We start from the raw sequence: 13,014 nt of genomic DNA on the forward strand, positions 1-13,014 counted from the left end.
AATTTTGAAGAAATCGATCATTATATTTTACTTCATGCTAATGTACTCTCTGGTACAATTGGTATCCTGGGGAACGCTTGTCGTAAAATTACAGCCTTCGAGGATGGCAATGGTGATGGGAGAGGGATCTGTATTTTTATTTCTGTTATGTACTGGTGCTTATTTCCTGCATCAGTCGATAAAAAAAGAAGATAAATTACGTGAACAGCAGCAAAATTTCCTATTGTCTGTTACCCATGAGCTAAAATCGCCTTTGGCGGCTATAAAGTTATCATTACAGACAATTGTAAAGCGCGATCTGGATAAAGCCCGTCAGACTTCACTGCTAAATAATTCATTGAAAGATATTGAACGCCTGGATGACCTGGTAGAAAATATGCTGCTGGCCACCAAGATTGAAAATCGTTCTTACTCTTTTCCACAGGAAGAGTTTGATTTTTCTGAGCTGGTCACTAAGATCACCGACAGGCTGCAGATCCATTCCTGCGGTGGTGAACAGGTAATTAAGCTCGACGTTGAGCCTAAGATTAAGATTACAGGTGATCCTTTTACACTTTCTTCCGTTGTCACCAACCTGGTGGAAAACGCCGTAAAGTATTCTGGTCCCTGTGCTGAAATCAGTGTAGATCTGGAAATGCAGGATGGACATCCCTTCCTGAGAGTTTCAGATAAAGGCCCGGGTATTCCAGATGCGGAAAAAATGCTCATATTTGATAAGTTTTACCGCGTTGGTGAAGAAAATACAAGGAAAGCAAAAGGAACAGGCCTTGGCTTGTTTATTGTGAAAGAAGTTTTGCAAAGACATGATGCTGATATCAGCGTCAAAGACAATGTACCGCAGGGTACGATTTTTGAAATCACATTTAGTTGATCATTATGCAACAGAAATTAAGAATATTATTGGTCGAAGATGAAGACCATTTATTAGATGCTATAAAATTAAACCTGGAACTTGAAGGTTACAAGGTTCATGCAGTGAAAGATGGTAAAACGGCCTTGAAAATTTTCAAGGAAGAGCGTTTTAACCTGATCATCCTGGATGTAATGCTTCCTGAAATGGATGGTTTCCAGGTTTGTGAAACCATACGTTTAGAAAATACAGAAGTTCCAATCTTATTCTTAACCGCTAAGAACACCAGTGAAGACCGCGTTATGGGTCTTAAAAAAGGTGCTGATGATTATCTGGTTAAACCTTTTAACCTGGAAGAACTGATCCTTAGGGTAGGTATTCTGGTGAAACGCAGTATGAAGTCTGATGACCTGAAAGAATTAAATTCTTATAAGATCGGTGAGAAAACTATCTATTTCAATTCATTCGAACTGAAACAGGATGACGGCGTAATCGTTCCTTTAACTAAAAAAGAAACGATGCTGCTGAAATTACTGATCGAAAGAAAGAATGAAGCAGTTTCAAGAGAGCAGATCCTGGAAACCGTATGGAATTATGATGTTTATCCTTCTACACGTACCATCGATAACTTTATCCTTACTTTCCGTAAGTATTTTGAGCCAGATCAGAAAAATCCGGTTTATTTTCACTCTATCAGAGGTGTAGGTTATAAATTTACGGATATCCATAGCTAATGTTCAACGCTTTAGGCAGGTATATCCTGATGGCAGTTTTTGCTATCGGAGCAGGGGTATGCCTTTTTTATGATCAGCACCAGATGGCTGCAGTTGCAGGTGTGATGTGTGCTTTTGTCCTTTGGGCCCATTTTAAAAGCAGTTCCATCTTAATGGCCTCTAAATCTTTTAGAAGCGGCGATTATGACAGGGCTGCTAAATTATTGAAAGAGGTTCCCAATCCGGACAGACTGGCAAAGAACAGAAGGGGCTATTATGAGTTCATGACGGCTAATATTGCGTTGAAGAACGAAGATTATGCAGCTGCTGAATATCATTTCCAGATTGCCAGTCGTTTTCCTTTGGGTTCTAAAAGCGATAAATCTTTTGTATTGGTCCACCTCGCTAACCTGGCTTTGCGTAAGAGAGATCCTGTAAGGGCTCTGGCTTATGCTGAAAAGGCAAAGGAGTTGGCGGCTACAGACAGGGCAAAAGAAATAATAAGAAAAATAATTAAGGAAGCGAATAGCTTGCCAAAATAGATTACTAACAAAAATTGGCTACATATATGCTGTAGTGGTATAATTACAGATTAGCTCAATACTTACACAAATTAAAATCAGATGAATACTTTATTTTTAGATGCAGCATGGTCCAAACAAACAGAACGTCCACCCGTATGGATGATGCGCCAGGCCGGTCGTTTTATGCCCGAATATTGGGAGATTAAAAACAAGTATTCATTTCTTGAAATGTGCAAAACTCCTGAAATCGCTGCGGATGTAACGATGTTACCCGTAGAGCTATTGGGTATTGATGCCGCTATTTTATTTTGCGATATATTGGTTACTGCTGAAGCAATGGGTGGCGACCTGAGTTTTACCCAGGGAGTGGGCCCACGTTTTTCAAATCCTGTGCGTACAATGCAGGATGTAGATAACCTGAATGTAGATTGTCTGGATAAATTAGAATATGTAGCGGATGCGATTAAAGTGATACAACAACGCTTAAATGGCAGTATCCCATTGATCGGTTTTGCCGGAGCACCTTTTACAGTGATGAGTTACCTGGTTGAAGGAGCTTCTTCAAAAGATTTTAAAACGACTAAGTTGTTGATGCACAATCACCCGGAGATCGCGCATAAATTACTGGCTAAGATTGCAAAGGTTACGGCGGATTACCTGAACCTTCAAATTGCAGCAGGTGTAAATGCCATTCAGATCTTTGATAGCTGGGCAATGGCCTTATCATGGAATGACTACGAAGAGTTCTCACATCGTTATATTAAAGAAATTATTGCCAACCTGAACAGGAAAGACATCCCGGTGATTTCTTTTTGTAAAGGAAGTTCTGTTTTTGCACCAATGATGGCTACAGCACAGCCTGATGTAATTTCAATAGACTGGAATGCAGACCTGCTAAACATAAAAAAGATTCTTCCTTCAGGCATTGCTGTTCAGGGTAATCTTGATCCGCATATCCTATACGCAGAAAGACCTGCAATTAAAAGAGCCATCCTTCAATTATTCGAACGCATGCGCGGAGAAAATGGGTTTATCTTTAATTTAGGTCATGGTATCATGCCTGATATCCCTTTCGATAATGTGAAATATGCAATTGACATCATCAAAGAATTCCGCTATTAATGGATAAATACTATCTATATGTTCTCTCTGTCCACATTATTTTTGTGGTAAGCTGGATGGCGGGATTGTTTTATAGCGTGCGTTTGTTTATTTATCATACCGAGGCTAACGACCGCCCGGAGCTGGAAAGAGAAATCCTTCAGAAAGAATTTATAAAGATAGAGCATAAGCTCTGGAATATTATCACTACACCTGCCATGGTACTTACGGTACTGGCAGGTATCAGTATGATCTGCATCCGCCCGGGATTACTCCTTACCCCCTGGCTGCATGTTAAACTTACTTTTGTAGTGCTGCTGCTGGTTTATCATTTTATTTGCCAGCGGATCATGAACCAATTGAAGAAGGGCGTGTTTAAGCTGAGCTCTTTTAAATTGAGATTATGGAATGAAGTCGCTACTGTTCTGTTGGTCGCTATTGTGTTTACTGTGGTGCTTAAAAGTGCGGTCGACTGGCTTTATGGCTTGATAGGCCTGATTATTTTCTCCGGCGTGATCATGACGGCCGTGAAGTTGTATAAAAACTACAGGCAAAAACACGAATAATCCCTGGTTGTTACCCCTGTAATTTATTTTTCTTTTTGCGTGCAACCTTATGTTGTTTATATTCATCTTGTCTATATAAACAAAAATAAATTGACGCCATCTCATCACATAGACGATTTATTGGAAGGCTGCAAAGCTGGCAACCGGAAAATGCAGGAATTGCTTTACAGGCATACTTCATCAAAAATGCTGGCTGTTTGTATGCGTTATACCCGCAATAGAATGGAGGCTGAAGATGTGCTGCAAATGGCGTATATAAAGATTTTCCAGAAGATAAATGAATATCGTGGTAACGGATCATTTGAAGGCTGGATAAGGAGGGTAATGGTAAACACAGCTATTGAAAGTTACCGTAAGAATTTGCGTTCCCTGCATGTGGTATCACTGGATGAAGGTTATGACCAGCCGGCAGCAAATTTTGATTTCAGCAGTCTCGCAATGAAAGATTTGCTGGGCCTGATACAAAAACTATCTGACGGTTACCGTATTGTTTTTAATATGTACATCATCGAGGGCTATTCCCACAGGGAAATTGCTGATGTATTGGGAATTTCTGAAGGAACAAGCAAATCACAATTGTCCAGGGCAAGGACAATTTTAAAAGAGGAGATCATTAAAATGGAGGGCATAAATTATGCAAAACATACAGGATAAGGAATTTGACCAGTTCATTAAAAATCAGTTTGAGGATGTAGAGATGGAGCCGTCAGGAGATTTGTGGGGAGCAATTGAAACTAAACTGGAGGGTAAGCGGAAACGTAGTATCCCTTTTTACTGGATTGCAGCTGCTATTGCGATAATAGGTTTAAGCATTGGATTAATGTTCATGTCTAAAGACCGAAATCATGTAGTTACTGCACTGGCGGTTAATCATCGCCATACCAGAACTGAAAATAAAGAAGCAGGAACTGTTTTACCTCAAACCGTTCGTGTTTCTGCAGTAAATCAGATCACAGCATCACCTGTGAATACTGCAGCAGAAAACTTTGCGGTGATTAAAGATCATAAACAAAGTTTTGTTGCAGATACAGCTGCTGATGATACTAAAAAAAATCTGCTGGCAATGCAACCTTTAAAGCAGATTGTTCGTCCTGATCATCAATCTATCGCTGTGAAACAGGATAAAATGGAACTGCCACCAGATATTGTATTAGCCAGTGCAGATGTTCCTGAAGTCAAAGATGAAGTGATCAATGAGAACGATCAGAAAGAGAATAAAGGGATCAGAAATGTAGGTGACCTGGTCAATTATGTAGTAGGTAAATTAGATAAAAGAGAAGAAAAGGCCATAAAATTTCAAACTGATGATGATGATAATTCATCGCTTGTAGGCATCAATATAGGGATGCTTAGGTTCGGCCAGAAAAAACAAAAATAATGACACACCAACAAACCATCATATGAAAAGAATTCTATTTACCCTACTGATCATTGGGATGGTCAGTACGATTTCTCAGAAAGGGAATGCACAGCAAGACACAACTGCAGTTAAGAAAAAGCGGCATAATTTAAATTTGCATACCACATTTGGTGATAATGAAGAAAAGAAAATTAGTCATCAGGATACGACAAAACATCCCTCAGCGCCCAAAGGACGTTTTCTGGGCGGCATTACTTTTACCAGACTGGATATTGGTTATTCAAGACTGATAGATAATGGCAGTTTTACTTTATCTCCAAAAAATTCCTTTCTGGATTACAGAGGGGCAAAGACCAGTACGGTATCCTTTGATGTGCTCTATTTTGGCTATCGCTTTAACCCTAATTTTAAGGTATACCTGGCGGGAGGTTTTGACTGGACACTGATCAGGTTAAAGAATAATATTACAATACAGGAGAATACCCCTGACCTTACTTATGTGGAATCTCCGGTAGCCTTTAGCAAGAACCGTTTTTCCAGCAGTTACGTGCATATTCCGTTAAACTTTGAGTTCCGCTCAAAAGAAAATGCCAAAGGAAAGCGATTCTACTTTGTACTTGGGCCAGAAGTAAGTTTCCTGCTAAACGGAAAGGTTAAACAGATCAGTGATGAAAATGGAAAACAAAAATTTACGGATGACTATGATTTTCAGCCGGTACGTATAGGTGGTACGGTACGTATCGGTTATGGTGGAATTGGTTTGTTTACCAAGTATTATTTCAACAATATGTTTAACAGTGCCCCACAGAGCGGACTTAAAAATATGGCATTTGGGATCACTTTTGGCCTGAATTAAAAATAATTACACACAATAAAACCAACCTCAGGCTTTAAGCCCTGAGGTTTTTTTATGTCATTTCCTGTTCAATTCTTTCGCTGACACTGGAAATTTGCTGTTGAAATGTATCTTTACCCCGTGGACGAAAATATTATCAGCGTAAAGAACTTAAGCAAGCAATACCAGACGGAACAATTTTCAGGCATTAGCAATATCTCTTTTGATATTAAAAGAGGCGATATTGTTGCCGTTATTGGAGAAAGCGGCAGCGGAAAATCAACCTTGCTGAAGTCGATATTTGGATTGCTCAAAGTAGATGAAGGCGAGATATTGTTCAATGGCAAGCGGGTTTTGGGTCCGGATGAACAACTGATCCCCGGGCATAAAGATATGAAAATTGTCACTCAGGATTTTTCTCTCAATATTTACGCAAAGGTATATGATAATATAGCCTCTATGTTATCCAATAGGGATGTGAAATCCAAGGAGGAAAAAACGGAGAAAATGATGCAGCACCTGCGTATCGAACACCTTAGAAATAAAAAGATTACAGAACTAAGCGGAGGGGAGCAGCAGCGTGTAGCTATAGCAAAGGCATTAGTAACGGATACCAGTCTGTTACTGCTGGACGAACCCTTTAGCCAGGTAGATGCCTTGTTAAAGAACCAGTTGCGTGCGGATATTAAACGCATAGCAGCAGAAACAGGTGTTACGGTGGTCATCGTTTCACATGATCCGGCTGATGGCCTATTCCTTGGTGATCAATTGCTGCTGATCAAAGACGGAAAACTGATTCAACAGGGAAAACCTTCATTTGTATACAACCATCCGGAACACACTTATACAGCACAGTTATTGGGAAATGCTGTGGTTTTACTTTCGGAAGAAGCTATGAAATTAGGGATAACCGCTAAAGGAGAATCGGTAGTTTTTTATCCGGAATGGGTGGAGCTGAAGAGCGGATGGAACAGTAAGCGATATGAGGTGAAGGACGTTTATTATAAAGGTTTTTACGAAGAATTACTGCTGGAAAGAAATGGTGTGACCATCAGGGCGATACAATTAAACAGGGAAGAGCATAAAAAAAACGACCATGTTCAGGCGAACATTAGTCGTTTTTTAGAATTTTAATATGATGTTTGATTATACCAGGTATTCAAAAAGCGTCTGATCATTATTCAGCTCAATCACCTCAAATTTGAACTCATCCATACGCTGTTTTAGAGAAGCGTAATCAGCACTGTCCTGTAATTCTATACCTACAAGTGCAGGTCCATTTTCACGGTTTGTTTTTTTGATAAATTCAAAACGGGTAATATCATCATTGGGTCCCAATACGTTATTTACAAAGGCTTTTAATGCTCCCGGACGCTGAGGAAAGCGAACAATGAAATAATGTTTCAGACCTTCAAAAAGCAGCGATTTTTCTTTAATCTCCTGCATTCTCTCAATATCATTGTTTCCTCCGCTTACAATACAAACTACGTTTTTGCCTGCTATGGTATCCTTTAGTTGATCTAAAGCTGCAACCGCCAGTGCGCCCGCAGGTTCCACTACAATAGCATCTTCATTGTATAACTTTAAGATGGTCGTACAAATTTTGCCCTCAGGGATCAACAGCATTTGATCCAGCAGTTCACTGCAGTATTCAAACGTCAGGTTACCCACGCGTTTTACCGCAGCTCCGTCTACAAATTTATCTATATAATCCAGAGTGACAGGGCTACCATTTTGTAAAGCCTGATTCATGGATGGTGCTCCTTCCGGTTCTACACCAATCAATTTAATTTCAGGATTGATGTTTTTGAAAAAACTGCCTAGTCCTGAAGCCAAGCCACCACCACCAATGGGTACAATAACCACATCTGTTTCAGGAAGGTCCTCATATACTTCTACACCTACCGTACCCTGGCCTTCGATAATTTTTGCGTTATCAAAAGGTGGAATAAAGATCATCCTGTGCTGGGCAGTATAAGCAAGGGCTTCCTTCATGCAATCATCAAAAGTATCTCCTACAAGAATGATCTTGATGTTATTACCGCCAAACATTTCTGTCTGTTTGATCTTTTGCCTCGGGGTAATTTCCGGCATAAATATAACGCCCTGAATATTCAGTTTTTTGCAGGAATAGGCTACGCCCTGTGCATGATTTCCCGCACTGGCACAAACTACTCCCTGACTCATTTGAGCTGGATTAAGCGTACTAATCATATTGTAAGCTCCGCGTAACTTATAGGAACGTACAATCTGTAAGTCTTCTCTTTTTAAGTAGATCTTCGCATTGTATTTCAGCGAAAGACCTTCGTTATATTCCAGCGGAGTGCGCTTTACGGTATCCGCAAGGCGTGTTGCTGCCGCGTAAAAATCCAGTTCTATTTCTTTTTCAACGCTCATTTTACAAAAATTTATTCAGTGCGTCCAGGTAGGCGTCGGCCGAAGCTTTTACAATGTCTGTACTGAATCCGTATCCCAAGTAAGATTTATCTTCATAAGATACTCTCATATTTACCTTGCTCACATCATCACTACCACCATGTATGGCCTGAATAGTCAGTTCTTTTAACTGGATATCTTTACCAATTACACTTTCAATAGCTTTGATTGTTGCATTGACAGGGCCATTACCTTCAGCTTTAGCTTCATGTTCTACACCTTCGTATTCCAATTTAACGGTAGCAGTAGGGTTTACAGTATCGCCGCATTCTACTTGTAATGAATTTAGTTTGTAACCGTTTTTATACGTGTGTTCTTCACCTTCGCTCATTAAAGAAAGGAGATCATTATCTGAAATTTCTTTCTTCTGATCGGCTACGGTAAGGAATTTTTCATATACCTGATCCAAATTGATCTTGTCAGTTACATAACCCAGTCTCTCCAAATGGTGTTTCAATGCATGACGGCCACTGCGTGCTGTCAGGATAATATCTGATTCATCAATTCCTACATCTTCAGGATTCATGATCTCATAATTTTCCCTGTGTTTCAAGAAACCATCCTGATGGATACCCGAGCTATGTGCAAAAGCATTTTTTCCAATGATTGCTTTATTGGGCTGTACCGGCATCCGCATCATACGGCTTACCTGTGCACTTAGCTTACTGAAATGTTTGCTGTTGATATTTGTTTTCAGGTTTAACTCATGGTGCGTTTTTAACACCATTACGATCTCTTCCAGTGCAGTGTTCCCTGCGCGCTCTCCGATGCCGTTAATGGTACATTCTACTTGTCTGGCGCCATTGATCACTCCAGCCAAAGTATTGGCTGTAGCAAGCCCTAAATCGTTGTGGCAATGCACAGAAATAATCGCTTGATCTATGTTTTGTACATTTTCTTTTAAATACAGGATTTTAGCCCCATAATCTGAAGGTAAGCAATAGCCATTGGTGTCAGGTATATTGACTACAGTTGCTCCGGCGGCAATAACAGCCTCAATCATTTGTGCTAAAAATGCATTATCCGCACGGCCTGCGTCTTCTGCATAAAACTCAATATCTTCTACAAATTGTTTGGCATATTTAACAGCATCAACTGCACGGGCAAGAATATCTTCACGGGTACTGTTGAACTTGTATTTGATGTGCATATCAGACGAACCTATACCCGTATGTATACGCGGACGTTTTGCATATTTTAAAGCGGCAACTGCTGCATCAATGTCTCCTCTGTTTGCTCTTGTTAAAGCGCAAATAATAGGATCATTAACTGCTTTTGATAATTCTACCACACTCTGGAAATCACCAGGACTAGAAATAGGAAAACCTGCTTCAATTACGTCTACTCCCAGCGCTTCCAGTTCTTTTGCAATTTCTACCTTTTCAGGTGTTGACAACTGGCAGCCCGGTACCTGCTCTCCATCGCGAAGGGTGGTATCAAATACGTAAACTCTATTAGGATCGTGTAACATAGTATGTTCTAGTTAGTGTAAGTTTTTTGTGTGATAAATTTTAAAACAAGTTTGCCCATTTCTTCAGTACCCAATACTTTGTAAGGGCTGGTCGTATCATCTGCAATGTCACCTGTCCTGAAACCTTCTTTCAGTACCTGGTCTATTGCCGAAATGATCAATTCTGCCTCTTCTTTTAATCCGAAGCTGATTTCCAGCATCAGGGCTACGGATAGAATAGATGCCAGGGGGTTAGCCAGGTTCTTACCGGTAATGTCATGTGCTGAACCATGTATCGGTTCAAAAAATCCTGTGCCGTCTCCAACAGATGCGGAGGCCAGCATACCCATTGAACCTGCAATCTGCGAAGCTTCATCAGTAAGGATGTCTCCAAACAGATTGGCTGTTAATACCACATCAAACTGTTTAGGATCTTTGATCAGCTGCATAGCTGCATTGTCTACAAACATATGTGTAGTTTCCACTTCAGGATATTGTTTAGCGATTTCCTGAACAGTTTCTCTCCACAATCTTGAGCTTTCCAATACGTTAGCTTTATCAACAGAACATAATTTTCTGCCGCGCTGCATAGCTGCTTCGTAAGCTTTATGTGCAATTCTTTCTACTTCATATTTATGATAGATCATCAGGTCGGAAGCTGTATGTCTGTCTTCAGACCTTAGTTTTTCTCCGAAATAAACATCACCTGTCAGCTCCCTGAAGAACAGAATGTCAGTTCCTTTCAAAATACTGGCTTTAATACTGGAAGCGTTTAGTAATTCATCAAACAATAAGATCGGACGCAGGTTGGCATACAAGCCTAGCTCTTTCCGGATCTTTAATAATCCCTGTTCAGGACGTACTTTTAGCGAAGGGTCGTTATCATATTTCGCATGACCAACAGCTCCAAACAAAATGGCATCACTTTTCTTCGCTTTTTCCAAGGTTTCATCCGGCAGGGGATTGCCTGTCGCTTCAATCGCAGCATGTCCCATCAGGGCTTCATCATAGGTAAATTCATGATTAAAGCTGGTTGCAATTTGTTCCAATACGGCTTTACCCCAGGTGGTAACTTCCGGTCCTATCCCGTCACCGGGAATTACTAATATATGTTTCTTCATTGTGATACGCTTTCTAATATATTTTCGACGGATTTTACTTCGCCGTTTTCCAATAAAATTCTTTTCTCTATACAGGCAGGTAATTGCGATTCAAAGTGTCCTACATAAATAAGTGTAGTTCCATTCTTGCACAATTCGTCAACCAGCCTGTTAAAATATTGTGTTTGTTGTTGATCTAAACCCTGGCAGGGTTCATCCAGTATCAGCAGCTCTGGATTCTTTACAATGGTACGGCCTAACAAGGCTAACCTCTGCTTACCTAATGGAAGCTGGTTTACCAGCACATCTTTATACTCATCCAGTCCCAAATAGCTGATTAATTCATCCGCCTGGGTTTTTTTTGTGTAATCAGGCTCACAAAATAAACCTGAACTATCAAAAAATCCGGATAGGATAGTTTGCCTTACTGTCGCCGAGGCATCAAAATACCAGTGTAATTCTGGCGATATTAAACCCATACGTTTCTTAATATCCCAGATACTCTCTCCGCTTCCTCTTTTATTGCCAAACAGATAAAAATTATTGGCATATGCCTGAGGATGGTCGCCGGTAATTAAGCTCAACAAAGTCGATTTGCCGGAACCATTATGCCCCTGCAACAGCCATTTTTCTCCTGCTTTAACTTCCCAGTTGATATTTTTTAATACCTTCTTATCGCCATAGCTGATGTTCACATCAACCATTTTGATCACACTGTCACCAGAAATAGCTGGAGTCTCATTTAAAAATGAAGGAATTGGCCTGTTCACTGTTTCATCTAAATGTGAAACATGTTTATCAGCGGCTATTTCATAAAGCTGACCATCTTTGATTTCTGCAAAGCGATGAATAGATGGAGGTAATTCCCTGTCATTGCTAATTAAAATCAACTGGGTTCCAGCTGCAGAAATTTCTTCCAGTAAAGTATTTAAATGATGGCGTGAAAGTTTATCCAGCCCATTATAAGGCTGGTCTATGATCAGCAGCTGAGGCCTGAGCCATAACGCCCTGACCAATTGTAATTTTTTATGTTCCCCGCTTGATAGCTGGATCAATGTGGAATGGAGCAATTCTGAAAACCCTAATGCAGCAACCAGTTTCTCAGCATCACTGAACTGAAGCTGATGTTTTTTACCATAGTCTTCTAATTCTGCTTTTACGGTAGCCGTAGTTTCTGTTGCCTGTTTATTGTAACGCTGCTGGTAATAAAAATTAGACTGACCTTCTAAATCTGTAAACTGAAACCAGTTGGCCACATAATGTGCAACGGCAGGCAACTTACTTTGCTCATCAAAATGCATTGAAAGCGTACCCTGAAAGGGGACGAGCCCTGCAATTGCTTTCGCTAATGATGTTTTACCACTTCCACTGGTCCCGCGTAACAACCAGTTTTCCCCTGGGTTTATAATCCAGTTCAGATCCTGTAGTACCGGTTTGTGATGGTACTTTAGGATTAGGTTAGTGATATGGACGACGGGCTGTGACATTATTTTGCTTGTTCGAATTCTTGTATTAAATGTTTTTGGTTCAGGATGAAATCAATGTCATCATAACCATGAATCAGGCATGATCTTTTGTAAGCATTGATTTCGAAACCAGTACTTTCTCCTGTATCTGCAATGGTAACGGTTTGATTTTCTAAGTCAACATTTAGCTGTGCTTTGTGATTCGCAGCTACAGCAGCAAAAATGGCCGATAAGAAATCGTCACTTACCTGTACCGGAAGCAGGCCATTGTTCAATGCATTCCCTTTAAAGATGTCGGCAAAAAAACTGCTGATCACTACGTCAAAGCCTGCATCCTGAATAGCCCAGGCGGCATGCTCACGGCTACTGCCACAACCGAAGTTTTTTCCTGCTACCAGGATCTGGCCGCTATAGGTGGGGTCGTTCAGTACAAAATCAAGCTTAAGTGTATTGTCGCCGTTATAGCGCCAGTCACGAAACAGGTTCTCACCAAAACCTTCGCGGGTTGTTGCTTTTAGAAACCTGGCCGGAATGATCTGGTCGGTATCAATATTTTCTATATTTAAAGGCACAATTGCCGATGTTAATTTTTCGAATTTTTTCATTGTAATGA

At 40.4% G+C, this 13,014-nt stretch carries 14 protein-coding genes; 9 read left to right on the forward strand and 5 right to left on the reverse strand.

Annotated features, from left to right (window positions below):
* The first annotated feature begins 34 nt into the window (after positions 1-34).
* From GSQ84_RS13430 to GSQ84_RS13470, 9 genes are all read left to right on the forward strand, one after another.
* A complete protein-coding gene (locus tag GSQ84_RS13430; protein WP_254070856.1) occupies positions 35-871 on the forward strand; it encodes a sensor histidine kinase KdpD in 837 nt (278 codons plus the stop codon).
* Positions 872-876: 5 nt separating this feature from the next.
* Positions 877-1,584, forward strand: coding sequence for a response regulator transcription factor (locus GSQ84_RS13435; RefSeq protein ID WP_158797787.1), 708 nt, complete (start codon positions 877-879; stop codon positions 1,582-1,584).
* On the forward strand, positions 1,584-2,105 hold the full coding sequence (locus GSQ84_RS13440) for a hypothetical protein (protein ID WP_158797788.1): 522 nt from the start codon (positions 1,584-1,586) through the stop codon (positions 2,103-2,105). The genes GSQ84_RS13435 and GSQ84_RS13440 overlap by 1 nt, the downstream gene beginning before the upstream one ends.
* 81 nt (positions 2,106-2,186) lie before the next feature.
* On the forward strand, positions 2,187-3,209 hold the full coding sequence (gene hemE, locus GSQ84_RS13445; RefSeq protein WP_158797789.1) for a uroporphyrinogen decarboxylase: 1,023 nt from the start codon (positions 2,187-2,189) through the stop codon (positions 3,207-3,209).
* Positions 3,209-3,754, forward strand: coding sequence for a protoporphyrinogen oxidase HemJ (gene hemJ, locus GSQ84_RS13450; RefSeq protein WP_158797790.1), 546 nt, complete (start codon positions 3,209-3,211; stop codon positions 3,752-3,754). The genes hemE and hemJ overlap by 1 nt, the downstream gene beginning before the upstream one ends.
* A 90-nt stretch (positions 3,755-3,844) precedes the next feature.
* A complete protein-coding gene (locus GSQ84_RS13455) occupies positions 3,845-4,408 on the forward strand; it encodes an RNA polymerase sigma factor (protein ID WP_158797791.1) in 564 nt (187 codons plus the stop codon).
* Positions 4,389-5,132 carry a hypothetical protein gene (locus tag GSQ84_RS13460; protein ID WP_158797792.1) on the forward strand — a complete coding sequence of 248 codons (744 nt, stop codon included), beginning with the start codon at positions 4,389-4,391 and terminating at the stop codon, positions 5,130-5,132. The genes GSQ84_RS13455 and GSQ84_RS13460 overlap by 20 nt, the downstream gene beginning before the upstream one ends.
* A 22-nt stretch (positions 5,133-5,154) precedes the next feature.
* Positions 5,155-5,970 carry an outer membrane beta-barrel protein gene (locus GSQ84_RS13465; RefSeq protein ID WP_158797793.1) on the forward strand — a complete coding sequence of 272 codons (816 nt, stop codon included), beginning with the start codon at positions 5,155-5,157 and terminating at the stop codon, positions 5,968-5,970.
* Between the two features lie 120 nt (positions 5,971-6,090).
* Complete coding sequence (locus GSQ84_RS13470) at positions 6,091-7,083, forward strand: ABC transporter ATP-binding protein (RefSeq protein WP_158797794.1); 993 nt, start codon at positions 6,091-6,093, stop codon at positions 7,081-7,083.
* 12 nt (positions 7,084-7,095) lie between these two features.
* Here GSQ84_RS13470 and ilvA read toward each other — a convergent pair whose 3' ends face one another.
* Genes ilvA through leuD form a run of 5 tightly spaced genes read right to left on the reverse strand, consistent with a single transcriptional unit; the run spans position 7,096 to position 13,006 of the window.
* The gene (gene ilvA, locus GSQ84_RS13475; RefSeq protein ID WP_158797795.1) at positions 7,096-8,346 is read right to left on the reverse strand and encodes a threonine ammonia-lyase IlvA; all 1,251 of its coding nucleotides are present in this window, start codon (positions 8,344-8,346) and stop codon (positions 7,096-7,098) included.
* A gap of 1 nt (position 8,347) precedes the next feature.
* On the reverse strand, positions 8,348-9,856 hold the full coding sequence (locus GSQ84_RS13480; protein WP_158797796.1) for a 2-isopropylmalate synthase: 1,509 nt from the start codon (positions 9,854-9,856) through the stop codon (positions 8,348-8,350).
* 8 nt (positions 9,857-9,864) lie between these two features.
* On the reverse strand, positions 9,865-10,956 hold the full coding sequence (gene leuB / locus GSQ84_RS13485; protein WP_158797797.1) for a 3-isopropylmalate dehydrogenase: 1,092 nt from the start codon (positions 10,954-10,956) through the stop codon (positions 9,865-9,867).
* Complete coding sequence (locus GSQ84_RS13490) at positions 10,953-12,422, reverse strand: ATP-binding cassette domain-containing protein (RefSeq protein ID WP_174238659.1); 1,470 nt, start codon at positions 12,420-12,422, stop codon at positions 10,953-10,955. Before GSQ84_RS13490 ends, leuB begins: the two co-directional genes overlap by 4 nt.
* On the reverse strand, positions 12,422-13,006 hold the full coding sequence (leuD, locus tag GSQ84_RS13495) for a 3-isopropylmalate dehydratase small subunit (protein ID WP_158797798.1): 585 nt from the start codon (positions 13,004-13,006) through the stop codon (positions 12,422-12,424). The genes GSQ84_RS13490 and leuD overlap by 1 nt, the downstream gene beginning before the upstream one ends.
* Positions 13,007-13,014: the final 8 nt, after the last annotated feature.

This window comes from Pedobacter sp. L105, assembly GCF_009765875.1.
Classification (GTDB): domain Bacteria; phylum Bacteroidota; class Bacteroidia; order Sphingobacteriales; family Sphingobacteriaceae; genus Pedobacter.